We start from the raw sequence: 16041 nt of genomic DNA on the forward strand, positions 1-16041 counted from the left end.
GGACGGCCGGTCAGATCCGGGAGCCGTACACGTGGTCGACCGGAATGGTGAGCAGCACCCGGCGGTCGGCGACCATCGCCGCGCGGTACTCCGCCCAGTCGGGGTGCTCCCCGGCGGCCCGCCGGTAGTAGTCCACCAGCGCCTCCACCTCCGGCCCGTCCGGGTCGGTGCCGGGGCCGGTGAGGGTGGCGATGCCCTCGGCGACGGCCCAGGAGCGGCCCTCCGGCCCGGTCACCTCCAGGCTGACCCGCGGGTCGCGGCGCAGGTTCGCGGTCTTCGCCAGCCCCTCCCGGGTGGAGACGAGGACGGCGTTCGCCTCGCGGTCGTAGAAGGGCAGGACGGGGGAGAGCTGGGGCCGCCCGTCCGCCTTGATGGTGGCCAGGATGCCGAGGCGGCTCTGCGCGAGCAGCGCGTACGGGTCGTGAGCAGTGGCGGTCATGGGGGCCATCATCGGGCTTCACACCAGTGTGAAGGTCAAGGTCCGGCAGGCGTGTTGCGGGGGTTCGCACCGGAGAGTGGGGATCTGCGGAATCGCCGGTGGCGAGGGCCGGTCGGGGTCTAGGGTCGGGAGGCGACGGGGCGTGACGAGACGTCGACGAACCGTCACCGAGCGCCGGTCCGGGCGCCGACCCGGGCGCGTGCTGATCCGAACCGAGGGAGCACCCACGATGGCTGCCGAGTACCGGCCCAGGGAACTGCTTGAGTTCTCCGACGACCTGCACCACGACGACGTGACCCCGCTGCAGGAGTTCCTCGCCGCCCGCATCGGCGAGATCGTCGAGGCGCAACCCGAGGGCAGCGCCACCCGCTTCGCGGCCGAACGCCTCGCCGACCTCACCCTCCACGACTGCATCCACCTGTCCGACATGCTCGGCGGCTGGGGGGAGGTGGTGGTCGCGGGCCGGGTGGACGTGCCCGGCGGGATCCAGCGGCTGCGCCAGGACGTGATGCTGTGGTGGCAGCGGCTGTGCGAGACCGCCGACGGTTTCCGCGACCACCCCGACCACAACCCCCGGTGGCGGGCGCTGCGGTTCGTGAACCTCGCCCACGCCGAGCTGATGGCGAGTCTGACCGACACGGCGGGCGGCGTGTACGGGGACGGCGCGCACCCCTGAGTTCCGCCCGCCGTGTCCGTCCGGGACCCGTCGGGGGACGTCCTGCGGTGGTCAGTCGGCCTTCACGGCGGGCAGGGCCGCGGCGAGCGCGTCGGCCGTCCGTCGGACGTCCGCCGCCGTGGTGCGCCAGTTGCTGAACGCCGCGCGCAGGGCGGGCAGTCCGGCGTAGCGGGTCGGGGTGAGGAAGGCCTGGTCCGAGATCCGGGCGGCGAGGGCGGCGAGGCGCTCGGGCGTGGGGTCCTCGGCGAGGGTGAAGCAGACGACGTTGAGGCGGACCGGGGCGAGCAGCCGCAGTCCGTCGGTCGCGTCGATCGCCGCGCCCAGCGCCTCGGCGCCGGCGACGCAGCGCTCGACGATCTCGCGGTGGCCGGCCCGGCCGTAGGCGCGCAGGGTGAACCAGGCGGCCAGGGCGCGCAGGCGGTGCGAGTTCTCCGGGGTGAGGTGCACCAGGTCGGGGTGGTCGCCGATCGGGCCGAGGTAGGCGGCGGCGTTCTGGAAGACCCGGGCCTGGAGGTCGCGGCGGCGGGTGAACTGCACGGCGCTGTCGTACGGGACGTTGAGCCACTTGTGCAGGTCCACGCAGACCGAGTCGGCGAGGTCCAGCCCGGCCACCAGCCCGGCGTGGAGCGGGGACAGCGCGGCGAACGCGCCGAAGGCGGCGTCCACGTGCAGCCAGCAGCCGTACCGGTCCCGGAGTTCGGCGATCGCCCGCAGGTCGTCGAAGTCGACGGTGTTCACGGTGCCCGCGTTGGCGACCACGATGCACGGGCCGTCGGCCTCGGCGAGCGCCCGCTCCAGCGCGGCCAGGTCCACGGCCTCCCGGCCGGGCAGGGTGGGGACGGTGGTCAGCGCGGTGCGGCCGAGGCCCAGGACGGACAGTGCCTTGGCGATGCTGGAGTGCGCGCTGCCGGACAGCACCCGCACCCGGCCGAGCGCCGCGACCCCGTCCTCGGCCACGTCCACCCCGAGCCGCTCGCCCAGCCACTCCCGGGCGATCGCCAGGCCGACGGTGTTGGACATGGTGGCGCCGCTGACGAAGGTGCCGCTGTGCGCGGCGGAGAGGCCGAACAGCTCGCGCAGCCAGTCGACCGTCTCCCGCTCCAGGTGCTGACCGGTCGGGTCGAGCGAGGAGTTGGAGTTCTGGTCGGCGGTGGCGGTGAGCCAGTCGCCCACCAGTGCGGCCGGGGTCGCCCCGCCGGTCACGAAGCCGAAGTAGCGCGGCCCGGCACTGGCGGACAGCCGCGGCTCCCAGCGTTCGCCGAACTCCGCCAGGGCCGCCCGCAGCCCGCCGCCGTCCTCGGGCAGCGGAGCGGGGGCCGTCGGCGCGGCGGATGTCGGCGCGGCGGTCGTCGGGCTCTTGCCCTGCGGCGGGATCACCGGCCGCTCGTCCAGCCCGGCGAGGAAGCCGACGGCCCGCTGCCGGGCCTCCTCCAGCAGGGCGGGCAACTGGTCGAGGTCGGCGGCGAGTTCGGGGTGCATGGGGGGTTCTCCGTTGATCGGTTGTCAGCCCGACGGTAGGGGAGGACGGAGAGCGCGTCGCGGGCCAATCCGCCACCGGTGGCCTGGGCGGTGGTGCGGGTCACGCACCCGGGCGGTTCAGGCGGTGGCCGGGTTCCTCCGGTCGGCGTCGGTGGTCCCGGCCTCCCCGGCGGTGCTGGTGGTCGGCGGGGCGGGCGGGGCCGGGATCGCCGCGGCGACGGCGGCCGCGATCAGGGCCACCCCGCAGCCGATCACCAGGCCGGTCCGGAAGCCGCTCTCCGAGGGGAGGGTGTGGCCGCCCAGGGTGGTGGTCAGCTGGGACAGCACCACGCCTACCACGGCCGCGGAGGTCGAGGTGCCCAGCGAGCGCATCAGGGTGTTGACGCTGTTGGCGGAGGCCGTCTCGGACAGTGGCACCGCGCTCATGATCAGCGCGGGCATCGCGCCGTAGGCCAGCCCCACACCGCCGTTGGAGACGACGGTGGCGACCAGTACGCCCCAGGTGGAGCCCATCAGCGGCAGCGCGAGCCCGTAGCCGGCGGCGATCGCCAGGGCGCCGGCGATCAGGGTGACCTTGGGGCCGCGCGCGGCGGACAGGCGTCCGCCCAGTGGCGAGACGACCATCATCATCAGACCGCCGGGGGCCATCCACAGGCCCATGGCCAGCATCGACTGCCCCAGCCCGTAACCGGTGGCCTTCGGCAGTTGCAGCAGCTGGGGCACGATCAGCGCCTGGGCGTACATGCCGAAGCCGACCAGGACGGACGCCGCGTTGGTGAGCAGCACCCGTGGGCGGGCGGTCACCCGCAGGTCCACCAGCGGGGCGGCGACGCGCAGTTCCCAGCGGCCCCAGAGCAGCAGGACGGCCGCGGCGGCGGTGAACAGGCCCAGGGTGCGGGTGCTGCCCCAGCCCCAGTCGGCGCCCTTGGAGACGGGCAGCAGCAGGCAGACCAGGCCGACGCTGAGGCCGGCGGCGCCGACGAAGTCGAAGCGCCGGGCGGCCCCGGCCGGCCGGGCGGTGGCCGGGGCGTCGGCGGGGACGACGGTGCGGATCATCCCGATGATGACGACGGTCAGCACGGCGGTGCCCCAGAACAGGGCGCGCCAGCTGGCGTAGTCGGCGACGGCGGCGGCGATCGGCAGGCCGAGTCCGCCGCCGATCCCCATCGAGGCGCTGACCAGCGCGATCGCCGAGCCCAGCCGCTCCGGCGGCAGGACGTCCCGGAGCAGGCTGATGCCGAGCGGCACCAGTCCCATGCCCATGCCCTGCAGCGCCCGGCCGGCGATCATCGGCAGCGCGGAGGAGGACAGCGCGCACAGCACCGAGCCGACCAGCAGCGGGACGCAGGAGGCGATCAGCATGGTGCGCTTGCCCAGCAGGTCGCCCAGGCGTCCGCTGATCGGGACGAACACGGCGGCGGAGAGCAGGGTCGCGGTGATGACCCAGGAGGCGTTGGAGGCGGTGGTGTGCAGGAGTTGGGGCAGTTCGCTGATCAGGGGGGTGACCAGGGTCTGCATGATCGCGGCGACGGTGCCGGTGAAGGCGAGGGTGGCGACGATCGGACCGGTGCGGAGGGTGGGGGCTGGACCGCTGATGGCGGGCCTCCTGGGGTTCGGGGCGATTGGCGTGGCCGAGGTGGATGTGCCTCATGCATGGAATGTGCATCATGCACATCGCTGCTTCGTCGGCGAGCATACCGCTGTTGTGCATCGTGCACATCATGTGTGGGCTGCACTGCTCTGGCATACTGGGTGCTCACCGAGGAATCCGCAGGTCACGCGGCATCGAAGGGACTTCGACATGACCAGCCCCACGCACCAGGTCGCCCTCGAATTCCTGGTCTTCGGCCGTCACCGCGACTTCAGCCAGGTCGGCAACCGCCCCGAGGGCAGCCAGCTGGAGCGCAGCGCGTACATCCTGCTCAGCCGGGTCGAGGCCCAGGGGCCGATGTCCATCGGCCAGCTCAGCGACGCCTTCGGCCTGGACGTCTCCACCCTCAACCGGCAGACCGCCGCCCTCACCGGCGCCGGACTGCTGGAGCGCATCCCCGACCCCGACGGCGGGATGGCCCGCAAGTTCCGCCTCACCGAGGAGGGGCGGCGCCGCCTGGGCGAGGAGCGCACCGCCCACGTCCGCGCCCTCGACCTGGTGATGGCCGACTGGTCGGAGGCGGACGTCCTCGGATTCGCCGACTACCTGCGCCGCTTCAACACCAGCATCGAGGGCATCGACGGGCGCCCCTGGCCGCGCCCGTAGGGAGGCTGGGAAGCGCCCCGGCGGCGGGGGAGTTCGGCCCGGCGTACGGCCCGGGAGGCGAGGGCGTAGAGCGCGCCGAGGCAGGAGAGCGTGCCGCAGCCCAGGAAGACCGGGGCGGCGCCCCAGGTGCCGATGGCGGCGCCGACCACCGGGTAGCTGAGCGGGGCGAGGCCGACCATGGTGAGCATCATGACCGAGGTGACCCGGCCGAGGTAGCCGGGGTCGGCGGTGGTCTGGAGGAGGGCGCCGTTCAGGCTGCCGAAGACGCCCGCGCTCAGGCCGACCAGCGCGGCCAGCAGGGCGGCCGCCCCCAGCGCGGGGACCAGGCCCAGGACGGCCGCGCCGACGCTGCCGAGCAGCAGGGTGAGGACCATGGTCAGGCCGGCCCGGGGCAGCCAGCCGGCGACGGCGAGCAGGGCGGCGCTGGCGGCGGCGCCCGCGCCGAAGCAGGCGACGATCAGGCCGTAACCGGACGGGCCCCAGCCGCGCTCGGCGTTGAGCAGCACCATGCCGACGTTGAGGGTGCCGATCAGGCCGAGTTCGCAGACCGCCCCGGCGAGGACCAGCGGGCCGAGCAGGGGGTGACGGCGGATGTAGCGCAGGCCGTCGAGCAGGTCGGTGCGGGCGGTGCCCCGTTCGACGGGCTCGGACGGGTGGTCGAGGGGTGCGATCCGGATCGACAGGAGGAGCGGGAGGGAGAGCGCGAACAGGGCGCCCGCGACGGTGAAGGCGACGGCCGGTCCGCCGAGGCCCATGGCCAGGCCGCCGATCGGCGCGCCGGCGATCTGGCTGAGGCGCATCGCGAGCGAGCGCAGCCCGGTGACCCGGGCGAGCTGGTCGGGACCGGTGATCCGGGGCGGGAGGGCGCCCACGGCGGGCACGAACAGGGCGTCCACGGCACCGAAGACCAGGGCGACCGCCACCAGCAGCCACAGCGCGGGCGCGGTCAGGGCGATGACGGCGGCGACGGCGAGGATCAGCAGGCAGCGCAGGGCGTCGCTGCCGAGGATCACCCGGCGCGGGTCGAGGCGGTCGGCGATCACCCCGCCGCCGAGCATCAGCACCGCCCGGGGCAGCGCGCCCGCGGCCATCACCAGGCCGACCTCGGTGGGGCCGGCGGCCCGCTGGGCGGACCAGCCGAGGGCCACGAAGTAGACGCTGTCGCCGACCAGCGAGGCGGTGTAGGCGGCGAGCCAGCGCAGGACGTTGGCGTCGCGGTGGGCGGCGGGGCGCAGGGCGGGGGCGGGGGGCGTCTCGACGGTGGCCATGCGGGAACTCCGGCGGGTCGGCGGTGACTTGGCGGCTGGCTGGCTGGTGTCTCGGCGGCTCAGGGGTTTCAGGGGCGGAACGGGAAGCCGTACAGGTGGACGGACACGTGCTCGCGCCGCTCGGTGTCGCCGGCCGTCCGCGCCGCCTTGCCGCGTTCCCGCCAGCGGCGGCTGACGGCCTGCAACTCCTCGCCCAGTTCGGCGAGTTCGGTGGGGGTGAGGTCGAGCAGCCATTCGGCGGTGAACGCGGCGTCGGTCCACTCCGCGCCCCAGGCGGCGCTCTGGTCCAGGTAGGTGCGGTACTGGGCGGTGCGGCTGTCGACCAGGCCGCGGGTGACCGCGCCGACGGCGGCCGCGCCCTCGGGCGTACCGGCGAGGTCCGACTCCCGGAAGCCCCAGCCCTCCTCGGAGGCGACCTGCCACCAGCGCTCCCGCCCGTCGGCGCTCTGCGCGGCGGCCTCGGTGACGAAGCCGAGCTCGGAGAGCTTGCGCAGGTGGTAGCTGACCAGGGACGGGGCCTGGTCGACCTGCTCGGCGAGCTGGGAGGCGGTGGCGGTGCCGGCGGCGTAGAGCAGGCGGTAGAGCTGCATGCGGAGCGGGTTGGTGAAGGCCTTCAGGCGGGAGAGGTCGGTGATCCGCTCGTCCGGATGGGGGCGCTGGAGGTGCTGGGGGTCCTGGGGCATGCCTCCACGGTAGATCCGAAGGAAAAGTTGCGCAACGAAAACTGCGCAATAAAACTTTCGGATCTACCCGCGAGCCTCAGAGGGTCGGGACGGCGCCGCCGTCGACGTGGGCCACCTGGACGCCGGGCAGGCCGCGGGACCAGGCGGCGGCGACGGCGGTGAGCTGGGCGCGGGGGAGCGGGGCGGGGCCGAGACCGATCGGGAAGCGGGTGTGGCCGTCGCGGCCGCGGTAGGGGCCGGGCCAGGCGTGGAGGTGGGTGGCGCCGGCCGCTTCGAGTGCGGTGAGCAGGGTGCGGAGTCGGCCGCGCGCGGGGCCCTCGGACTGTGGCGCAGCGGTGACCACGGCCCAGGCGGCGTGCCGGCGGTGCAGTGGGGGCGGGGTGAGCAGGGCGGGCCAGGGGTCGGGGTCGGCGGTGCTGAGCTCCCAGGCGCGGTAGAGCTCCTCGGTGAGCAGGTCGCGGGTGTCCGGGCCGACCTGGGTGGTGCAGCTGCGGACCGGGGCGGAGGGGGTGAGGACGGTCAGCGCGGCGGAGGGTTGCGGGGCGGTGAACTCGCCGTCGAGCGAGACGGGTCGGCGCCAGTCCCAGGAGGCCCAGGTCTCGGTGAAGCGCTGGAACAGGTCCTCGTCGGCGGTGTCCGGGGCGGCGTCCAGGACGGTCCGGGCGGCGAGCACCGACCAGGCCAGCGAGGGCAGTTGACCGAACGGCGCACCGTCCAGTCCGCGCGCCCGCGACCAGGCCTTGACCTGGCGGGCCAGCCGGACGAAGGACCGGTGGCGCCCGCCGAGCGCCGACCGGATCGCCTCGGCATCCGTCACGGCGCTCAGCGCGACCGCCGCCGCCTCGCCCAACTCGGCGCGGCGGGCGACGGCTTGGGCGGGGTCGAGGGCGCCGGTGAAGACCACGGCCAGGTCGACGGTCAGCCCGTCGGCCTCCAGCCGCAGCCCCGGGACCCGGGCGCCGCGCACCTCGCGCAGCTGTCGGGCCTGCGGCAGAGCGGCGGCGACCCGGGTCAGCACCCCCGGCAGGTCGGCCGCTCCGGCCAGGGTCGCCACCAAGTCCAGGTCCCCGCCGTCGAGTTGGCAGCCCAGTCGACGGGATCCGACCTGGTGGACCACGCCCTCCGGCAGCGCCGCGGCGATCCGGTGGGCCAACTCGGCGGCCCGGGAGATGCGTTCGGGGGACTCGGGGCGCAGCGACAGCACCGGCTGCTCCGGCAGCTCCCGCACCTCGCCCGTCCCCAGGGAGACCACGGCGCGCGGGCGCATCGGTTCGTCGCCCCGCCGGGACAGTACCACCAGCTCGCCCACCCGGGCGTCCATGCCGCTCAGCCGGGCCGCGCAGTCGGCGGCCACCCGCTGGGGGTCGGCGCTGCGCCCGAGGGTCAGGTGCGGGGTGTAGCCCTCGGCGCGGCCCCGGCACCGGGGGAAGCGGCGTTCCAGGGCGTGGTGCAGGGCTGCCCAGGGCTCGGGCCCGGCGGCGGCCGGGTCCAGCCAGACGGTCGCGTCCTCCCGGTGGCCGAAGGTGTGCACGCCCGCCAACCGGGCCGTGAACGGGGCCACTTCGGCGGCGGCCGCGCCGAGCAGCGGCAGGGCGCGGTCGAAGTCGGACTCCGGTACGAAGCCGAACAGCAGGTTGACGTGCGGGGGCCAGCGGTGCAGCTGTGGGTCGTACGCGGCGCGCAACTGCTGGATCGGCGGCCGGAGTTCCTCGGGCGGCAGCCAGGCGACGGCGGTGCGGGCGGTGGGCGCGGCGTCGAGGGTCTCCGGGGAGTCGGCGCCGCCGAGGGTGAGGTCGACGGCCAGGCCGTAGTGGTCGGAGGGGTGGAGGCCGTCGTCGGTCGGCCGGTCGCCGAGCAGGGCGGCCCCGGTGGCGCGGGCCCGGTCGGCGCGGTACAGCACGCGGTCGATCCGGCCGGCCCGGCCGGTGAGCGAGGAGACGGCGGCGAGCGGGTTGACGGTCGGGTCGAAGGTGGGGGTGTCGTCGGCCGGGCCGTGCACCTCGGTCCAGGTGTCCCGCAGGCCGAGGGCGGCGGCGGGGCCGTCCGGGCCGGTGCGGGTGTCGTTGAAGTCCCCGAGCAGCAGCAGTTCGCCCTCGACGCCGGCCAACGCCTCGGCCAGGCCGGAGAGTTCGGCCTCTCGTCGGGCCGGTCCGGCGGGCGAGTGGTCGCTGCTCAGGTGGACGGCGGCGACGGTCAGCGGGGTGTCGCCGGCCTGGACGGTGACGGCGGCGACGGCCTTGTGCGGGCCCAGGACGTGCCGTCCGGCGGCCAGCACCGGGAGGCGGCTGAGCAGCAGCAGCCCGTACTCGGGCACGTCTCGGCCGGTCGGGTCGGCGCCGAGGGTGTAGCCGTCGCGGACCCAGGGCGCCGCCAACAGCCGCTCGACCAGGGCGGGTTCGACCTCCTGGAGGGCGATCACATCGGCGTCGGCGGCCGCCAGCTCGGCGAGCAGCAGCGGACGGCGACGGGCGGTGGCGATCCGGTCGGAGTCGTAGCGGTCCCACAGGGTGTTCCAGGTGACCAGGCGCAGGGTGTCCGTGGTCGGCGCGTCGGTGGCGGTCCGGTGGGGCTGCCAGCCGCCGTCCGGCCGCCAGACGTACGGGGTGGTGGCGGTGAAGAAGGGCGCGGGCAGGTGGCACGGCTCGGTGCGGCGCCCGGCCTCGGTGGTGTCCAGGAGGTCCAGGCCGGTGCTGCGGTCCCACACCAGGACGCCGTCGGCCTCGACCCAGCGGACCCGGTGCCAGGGGACCTCGCCGGAGGCGGCGAAGGCCTCCAGCGGGACGCGCTTGGTGCGGTCGTCGCGCTGGCGCACGCCCAGGGTGAACCGGGCCGGGTCGAAGCGGGCGTCCCAGCGGACGCGCTGGCAGACCTGTTCGATGGGGCGCATCAGTCCTCCTCGGAGTCGAGCGTGCCCGCGGTGTCCTCGACCGTGCCGGCCGGGCCGACGTACCAGGTGCGGTGCGCGTGGCCGGGGTAGGGCGGCTGGTAGCGGTGCAGTTGGGCGGTGAGCACCTCGGGCGGTACGGGGTGCGGGCGGACGGCGTTGCGGCGCAGCAGCTCCTCCTCGCCGACCAGCAGCACCACCTGGGTGAGCAGGGCGTCGCGGCGCCGGGCGGCGGCGTGGACCTGGGAGCGCTGCTCGCGGTTGAGCGAGGTGGCGTCCCAGACCACGGTGGTGGCTGCCGGAGCCGGTCCGGTCGGTGTGGCCGTTGCGGCCGTTGCGGCCAGGGCGGTGTCCAGGCGGGCCAGGCCGGTGCGCAGCACCTCGGGGTTGTGGCGCTGGTCGGCGCGCGAGCCGAGGGCGGCGCGCAGGTCGTCCAGGCTGATCCGGGCGGCGACCCCGGGCAGGGCGGCGGCGAAGGTGCTCTTGCCGCTGCCGGACGGGCCGCAGAGGTGGACCAGGTGGGGGAACCGGCCGTCCCGCCAGCGCCAGGTGGCGGCGACCGCCTCCTCGACGGTGGTGAGGCGGCCGAGCGCGTACGCCTCACGGGCCTGCGCCCAGCAGCGGTCGGCGGCGAGGCGGTCGACCTCGGTGAGGGCCTCGCGCAGCCCGGTGCGCAGCCAGGCCAGCGGGTCGGGGGCGAGCAGTCCGGCGTCCTCGGCGTGCAGGGCGGACCAGGCGACCTGCTCGCGTTCGGCGGGTCCGGGGGCGGCGGTCGCGGCCACCGCGTGCAGCACACCGAGGTCGGTGGCGCCGGTCAGCCGGACCAGCCCGGCGCGGCGCTCCTCGTCCGGGTACGGCTGGTGCAGGCCGGGGTGGAGGCCGACCAGGTCGGCGACCCGGCGGGCCAGCGGCAGGCCGAGCCGGCCGGCCAGCCGGGGGGCGAGCGACTGGCGGCGGGCGGTGCGCAGCGCGGTCGCGAGCAGGCCGGCCAGCCGGGCGTCGCCGGTCCGGCCGAGCTCGTCCAGTCGGGCCGAGACCTCCGCCAACTCATCCGGCTCGCAGGAGAGTTCCGCCACGTCCAGGCCCAGGGCCGCGGCCAGCTGCGGGAGTGCGGGCAGCCGGCCGGAACGGGCCTCCCAGAGCGGGGCGTCGGGCCCGAGGCCGTTCGCCACCACGGCGGCGTGCATCCAGTGGGTGTCGGTGCGGACGTGGTGCGGGCGGACCCACTTGGCGACCCGCTCGCCGAACTCGGCCCGGGGGAAGCCCCGGACGGTCCGGACCACATAGCCCTCCTGCCGGTCCAGGTCCAACGTCAGGGCGCGCAGGGCCCGTTCGTCGTACCGGCCGCGCCACAGCACCCGGGGTGCCGGGACGCCCAGGCGGCGCAGGAGGCGGACGGTGGCGTCCCAGTCCAGGCAGTGGTCCCGGTCCGTCCAGACCGAGAAGCCGTAGAACCAGCTGTCCAGGTCGGTGTACGGGATGGAGTGCCGGGCGAACAGGTTCTCGCCGCAGATCCGCCAACCGGCCGGGATCCGCGGACCGATCCGGTGCTGCAGGCCCTTCACCCAGGCCCGGGAGGGATGGTGGGCGGAGTCCAGCGAGCGGGCGTGCAGGCCGTCGGCGTAGAGGGTGGTGTTCTCGCCGTCCAGCTTCTCGGTGACGACGACCTCCGCCCCGGCCAGGCCGGAGACGTCCCCGCTCCGTACGTCGTCCGCCGCCGCCCCCGGTGACCAGGGGAGATGCGGCGTCCGGGGGTAGTGCACACGCATGACCGACTCCCTGGTGTCCTTGATCCGGCGGACACTGTAGGAGCCGGTGCGCGGGGCGGGCCAGCGAATAACGGCGGCGGCGGAGCTCGGGGGGCTGCTCAGTCGATGCGGTGCTCCCGCCAGAAAGGTGCCAGGTCGACGGGGGTCGCGGCCTGGGCGGCGGCCTTGAACTCCTCGGTGGTGGAGACGCCGTACCAGTGGTCGCGGGCGTAGTCGTGCAGCAGGGTGGACATCGTCTCCGGGCCGATCAGGCGGCGCAGTTCGTGCAGGGCGCAGGAGCCGTGGTCGTAGATGACCGCCTCGTAGCGGTCGGGGTGGGCGTCCCAGTAGCGCATCGGGCCGGTGAGGCGTTCCTCCGGGGTCTTGAAGGGCGTGGCGGCGGTGCAGCCCTCCTTGGTGTTGCCGAGTTCGACGTCCATGGCGTACTCGGCGAAGGACTCGTCGAGCCAGGGCGCGCGGTACTGGTCGTCGCCGACGATGCCGTACCACCACTGGTGGGCCAGTTCGTGGATCACCGCGGAGGGCCGGACCCGGTCGAGGACGAAGGCCGGGTACTCCATGCCGCCGAACTCGAAGGCGTTGTCGATCACCGTGGCGAGGTCCCCGTACGGGTAGGCGCCGTAGCGGGCGGAGTGGGAGTCGACGGTCCGCAGGGAGAGGTCCAGCATCGCCCGGGCGTCCGCCGCGGTGACGTTGGCGGCCGAGTAGACGGCGATCCGCACGCCGTCGGCGGAGGTGCCCGCGATCCGGCTGAACGGCCCGGCGGCCCAGGCGAATTCGCGGACCTTCCGGGCGCCGATCCGGGTGATCGTGCGGCCCGGCTCGCCGGGGGTGGCGACGGCGGTGCCGGTGGCGGGGACCAGCACGTCGTCGGGGTGGTCGAGGGTCACGGCGAAGTCCGAGGAGAGGCCGAAGAAGGACTCGCCGAGCTCGGAGTACGGGTCCAGGTGCCAGCCCGTCCCGTCGTGGACGGCCAGGACCGGCAGGGCGTTGCCGAGGTAGCTGAAGGCGCCGTCGCGGCCGAACCGGTCGATGCCGTCCGGGACGTCGACGGCGAGGTCGAACTCGACGGTTTCGGCGGCACCTTGGCGCAACGGGCGGGGCAGCGGCACGCGCAGCGCGGTGCAGTCGACCTCCGCGGTGCCGTCCAGGCCGGTGACCCGGACGGACGGGGTGGTGCAGCCGCCGCGGAAGTTGTCCCAGAGCCGCAGGTACAGCTCCTGGAGGGGCTCGGGCGAGGTGTTGGTGAAGGTGATCCGCTCGTGGCCGCGCCAGTGCGCACCGGTCGCGTCGCTGCTGAGCTCGACGGTGTAGGCGGGGGTGCCGGGGGTGCGGGTCGGGTCGGTGGGGGCGCGGCCCGGCGGGGCGGCGGCCACCGACAGGAGTGCGGCGAGGACGGCGAACAGGGGGAGGGGGCGTCGCACGCCGTGAACTCCTGTCGGTGGAAGGGGTGTTGAGGGGATTAGGGGGGCGGGGCGAATCAGGGTGTGGGCTGGGGGCTAGCCGCGGTGGCGGGCCAGCACCCGCCGGACCGCCCGGTCGACGGCGGGCAGCGCGGTGGCGAGGTCGGTGTAGACCACCTCCTCCACCGTCGCCACCGTGTGCAGGCCCTGGACCAGGAAGGTGTACTCCCGGCCGCGTTCCAGCAGCAGCACGATCGGCTTGCCGAAGGCGCTGGCCCAGCCGATCTCGATGTGGGTGCCCGGCGAGGCCGGGGAGCCGGGCAGGGCGACGAACAGCTCGGCCTTGCGGATCTCGTCCTGGTCCAGCCCGGTGCACTGTTCGGGCCGCATCAGCTCGGCGCCCCAGGCCTCCCGGCGGTGGGCGTTGTGGACGGCGGTGCCCTGGGCCTCGAAGTGCTTGATCAGCAGGTCGAACGGGGCCCGGGCGTCGTCCGGCATCGCACCGGTGGCCGGGTCGAGCAGCTGGATGAACGGGCCCGCCAGGAAGAGGGATCGGGGCGCGGCTACGGTGTGGTCGGACTCGGGAGTGTGCTCGGTCATGGCGGTCAGTCCTTCAGGAAGCACTGGATGTAGGCGTCGCCGCTGGTGCCGTAGGTGTACTCGGTGGTGTCGTACGCGGTGTACTGGTGGCGCTCGACCCGGATCCGGCGGAAGTGCGGGGTGTACTGCCAGCGCAACTCGGGCTTGGTGCTGAAGAAGGGGATGAACACGCCGCCCGGGCGCAGCACCCGGACCACCTCGGGCATGGTGCGGGCCCACAGCTCGGTGTCGGTCCACACCTCCATGTCCAGGGCGGGGTCGAAGAACATGCCGTCGATGCTCTCCGAGGGCAGTTCGAAGATCCGGCGGAAGAAGTCGCCGCGCTCGACGGCCAGGTTGGCGGGCAGCCGCGGGTGCTGGGCCCGGAACAACTCCTCCACCTCGTCGAAGAGTTCGAGCACGGTGTGGCTGCGGGTGGCGGGGTTCCCGGCGATCCGCAGGGCCGACAGGCCGAGACCGAGGCCGACCTCGTAGAAGTCCCGGCCGTACTCGCACAGCAGGTCGGCGCTGGCCCACATCAGATCGCGCTCCCAGGCCTGCATGGCCTGTTCGCCGCCGATGCTGAGGGTCACCTCGCCGTCCTGCTCGACGAGCTTGATCTCGGGCTTGCCGCTGGTGTCGGTGCCGGTGGTGGGGGTGGTGGTCATGGCACTGTCCTCCGGTGGGGGGTCAACGGGGCAGGACGCCGAAGTGGCGCCGGGCCGTGGAGACGGCGAGGTCCTGGACGGCGAAGACGGTGAAGTAGTAGGCCTGCGGGGCGGTGGCCGGGTCGAAGCGGATCCGGAAGTGCACGTCCTGCGCCTGGCCGCCGACCGCCCGGACCTTCGTCGAACCGGGCTCGACCGTGACCTCCTCGCGCAGGTAGGTCGGGACGAACAGGCCCAGCCGGACCGGGCCGCTGCGGGGCGCCGTGAGCGCGGCGCGCACCTCCAGCACACCGCCCTGGCGGACCTCGTCCTCGGCGTGGGCGAGCAGGGCGGGCGCCTCCGGCAGCCGGAAGGTGACGTCCCCGCAGCGCATGCAGACCGCGCAGGTGGTGTCGAGCACGTTCGGCAGCAGGCCGCGCCGGGTGAACTCCTGGGAGGGGCGCCCGCAGTGGCAGGTCACCTCGCGGACCTCGGGATCGAGTGAGCTGCGGTCGCCGAAGTGCGCCGGGTAGTTCATCAGCTCGTCCTCGGGGTTCGCCGTGACCTGCCCGGCGATGACGTGGTCGAGCGACTGGAGGTCGGCGGTGAGCGAGTCGCGGATCTCCTCGGCCGACTGGTCGGCCAGGTGGGTCGGGCGGGCCACCCAGAGGTCCACCTTGCGGGCCAGCTTGGTCAGTCGGGGGCGCAGGGCGTGGTTGTGCGGCAGGAGTTCGGAGCCGAGCAGGGCGGTCAGCCGGCGCCCGACGGTGAGCAGCAGGGGGTCCGGGCGGTGCTCCGCGAAGGCGGGCCGGGCGGCGGCCGGTTCGGGCGCCTCCGGCAGACCGAAGCGCAGGAAGGCCGGGTAGGGGTGGGAGCCGGCCAGGCTGGCGTTCAGGGTGTCCACGGTGTCGCCGCCGGCCAGCGCCGAACGCATCCAGGCGACGTTCTCCGGCCGGTCGGAGTCGTGCACCGAGACCGCCGCGACGACCGTACGGGCCGGGCCGTCCAGGGCGTTGAGCAGCAGCTGGTACTTGGGATCGTAGAGCGCGAGGTCCGCCAGCGGCCCGCTGTTGCAGGCGCTCAGCACCACCTCCACGGCGGGCACCCGGTGCAGCGGGACGAGCTTGTCCTCGGGCTTGTAGCAGGGCAGCCCGTACGCGCAGCGCGGACCGAGCAGCCCGGGCCGGGCGGGGGCGGCCGGGCTGAGGCCGCAGATGGTGAACTCGCCCAGGTTGACGCTGTCGTCCTTGCCGTGGCCCTGGAAGGCGACCTTGCGCCAGCGGCTGTCGAGGATCGTGGACTGGATGTCCACCTGCTCGAAGTCCCGGTCGTCGAAGACCTGCACGCCGGGCAGGTGCGGGGGCCGGTCGGTGTCGGTGAACAGGCCGACGGCGTCCACCTCGGCGTCCGGGCGGACGTACTGCTTGGCCACGCTCCAGGCCAGCGAGGCGGCGTCGCGGCCGCTGAGCAGGGTGAGCGCGTGGGTGCGGCTGCGGTAGGTGGCGAGCAGCAGCGAGCGCACCGGGTCGAGGGTGAGCCGGTCGTAGCAGCCGACCAGCAGCAGGCTGCCCGGGTGGTCGCGGAGGAAGGCCGGGGCGTCGGCGAGCTGTTCCTCGGTCAGCCAGTGGCGGGCCAGCGGGCGGGCCAGGTCGGCGACGCCGTCCGGGAGTTGATCCGCGCCGAGCAGTACGCCGTGGTCGACCGGGTGGGGGCGGCCGAGCGTGCGGTAGAGGCGGGCGGCGAGGTCGAGGCTCTGCAGCAGGTCCTCCCGGCCCTCGACCGGGACGGGGACGGCGGCTGCTTCGCTTCCTGCGTCCGTTGCTTCCGGGGCTGCTGTTGCGTCGAGGAACTCCTTGACGGCGGTGGGGAGCTGGGTGAACTTGACCGGCCGGAAGAGCGGGCCTGCGGGCTTCATCGTCGGTGACCTCGGGGCGGGGAAGGGCGGGTGGGCAGCGTG

Annotated in this window: 13 protein-coding genes; 2 read left to right on the plus strand and 11 right to left on the minus strand. The window is 74.6% G+C overall.

Annotated elements, in window-relative coordinates:
• Positions 1 to 10: 10 nt before the first annotated feature.
• The gene (locus ACIP4P_RS01250) at positions 11 to 439 is read right to left on the minus strand and encodes a PPOX class F420-dependent oxidoreductase (protein WP_400913470.1); all 429 of its coding nucleotides are present in this window, start codon (positions 437 to 439) and stop codon (positions 11 to 13) included.
• A gap of 229 nt (positions 440 to 668) precedes the next feature.
• Here ACIP4P_RS01250 and ACIP4P_RS01255 point away from each other — a divergent pair, with 229 nt between their 5' ends.
• Complete coding sequence (locus ACIP4P_RS01255; RefSeq protein WP_350515795.1) at positions 669 to 1115, plus strand: hypothetical protein; 447 nt, start codon at positions 669 to 671, stop codon at positions 1113 to 1115.
• Positions 1116 to 1166: 51 nt separating this feature from the next.
• Here ACIP4P_RS01255 and ACIP4P_RS01260 read toward each other — a convergent pair whose 3' ends face one another.
• Both ACIP4P_RS01260 and ACIP4P_RS01265 read right to left on the minus strand, forming a co-directional pair.
• On the minus strand, positions 1167 to 2594 hold the full coding sequence (locus tag ACIP4P_RS01260) for a pyridoxal phosphate-dependent decarboxylase family protein (protein ID WP_400913473.1): 1428 nt from the start codon (positions 2592 to 2594) through the stop codon (positions 1167 to 1169).
• Positions 2595 to 2711: 117 nt separating this feature from the next.
• Positions 2712 to 4190, minus strand: a complete 1479-nt coding sequence (locus ACIP4P_RS01265) for an MFS transporter (RefSeq protein WP_400914410.1) — start codon at positions 4188 to 4190, stop codon at positions 2712 to 2714.
• Positions 4191 to 4395: 205 nt separating this feature from the next.
• Here ACIP4P_RS01265 and ACIP4P_RS01270 point away from each other — a divergent pair, with 205 nt between their 5' ends.
• A complete protein-coding gene (locus tag ACIP4P_RS01270; protein ID WP_400913475.1) occupies positions 4396 to 4851 on the plus strand; it encodes a MarR family winged helix-turn-helix transcriptional regulator in 456 nt (151 codons plus the stop codon).
• Here ACIP4P_RS01270 and ACIP4P_RS01275 read toward each other — a convergent pair.
• The 8 genes from ACIP4P_RS01275 to ACIP4P_RS01310 all read right to left on the minus strand — a co-directional run bounded on the left by ACIP4P_RS01275 (position 4788) and on the right by ACIP4P_RS01310 (position 15999).
• Positions 4788 to 6119 carry an MFS transporter gene (locus ACIP4P_RS01275; RefSeq protein WP_400913478.1) on the minus strand — a complete coding sequence of 444 codons (1332 nt, stop codon included), beginning with the start codon at positions 6117 to 6119 and terminating at the stop codon, positions 4788 to 4790. The two genes, ACIP4P_RS01270 and ACIP4P_RS01275, sit on opposite strands and share 64 nt — an antisense overlap.
• A 68-nt stretch (positions 6120 to 6187) precedes the next feature.
• Positions 6188 to 6802 carry an ArsR/SmtB family transcription factor gene (locus ACIP4P_RS01280; RefSeq protein WP_400913481.1) on the minus strand — a complete coding sequence of 205 codons (615 nt, stop codon included), beginning with the start codon at positions 6800 to 6802 and terminating at the stop codon, positions 6188 to 6190.
• A gap of 76 nt (positions 6803 to 6878) precedes the next feature.
• Complete coding sequence (locus tag ACIP4P_RS01285) at positions 6879 to 9689, minus strand: poly(A) polymerase (RefSeq protein WP_400913483.1); 2811 nt, start codon at positions 9687 to 9689, stop codon at positions 6879 to 6881.
• The gene (locus ACIP4P_RS01290) at positions 9689 to 11455 is read right to left on the minus strand and encodes an RNA ligase family protein (RefSeq protein WP_400913486.1); all 1767 of its coding nucleotides are present in this window, start codon (positions 11453 to 11455) and stop codon (positions 9689 to 9691) included. Before ACIP4P_RS01290 ends, ACIP4P_RS01285 begins: the two co-directional genes overlap by 1 nt.
• 98 nt (positions 11456 to 11553) lie before the next feature.
• Positions 11554 to 12879: a M1 family metallopeptidase gene (locus tag ACIP4P_RS01295; protein ID WP_400913489.1), complete on the minus strand. Its 1326-nt coding sequence runs from the start codon at positions 12877 to 12879 to the stop codon at positions 11554 to 11556.
• 75 nt (positions 12880 to 12954) lie between these two features.
• Positions 12955 to 13458, minus strand: a complete 504-nt coding sequence (locus ACIP4P_RS01300) for a nucleoside 2-deoxyribosyltransferase (protein ID WP_400913491.1) — start codon at positions 13456 to 13458, stop codon at positions 12955 to 12957.
• A 5-nt stretch (positions 13459 to 13463) separates the two neighbouring features.
• On the minus strand, positions 13464 to 14105 hold the full coding sequence (locus ACIP4P_RS01305; protein ID WP_400913494.1) for a class I SAM-dependent methyltransferase: 642 nt from the start codon (positions 14103 to 14105) through the stop codon (positions 13464 to 13466).
• A 22-nt stretch (positions 14106 to 14127) separates the two neighbouring features.
• A complete protein-coding gene (locus tag ACIP4P_RS01310; RefSeq protein WP_400913496.1) occupies positions 14128 to 15999 on the minus strand; it encodes a hypothetical protein in 1872 nt (623 codons plus the stop codon).
• Between the last annotated feature and the right edge of the window lie 42 nt (positions 16000 to 16041).

It is taken from the genome of Kitasatospora sp. NPDC089509, assembly GCF_044749365.1.
In the GTDB taxonomy this organism is placed as follows: domain Bacteria; phylum Actinomycetota; class Actinomycetes; order Streptomycetales; family Streptomycetaceae; genus Kitasatospora.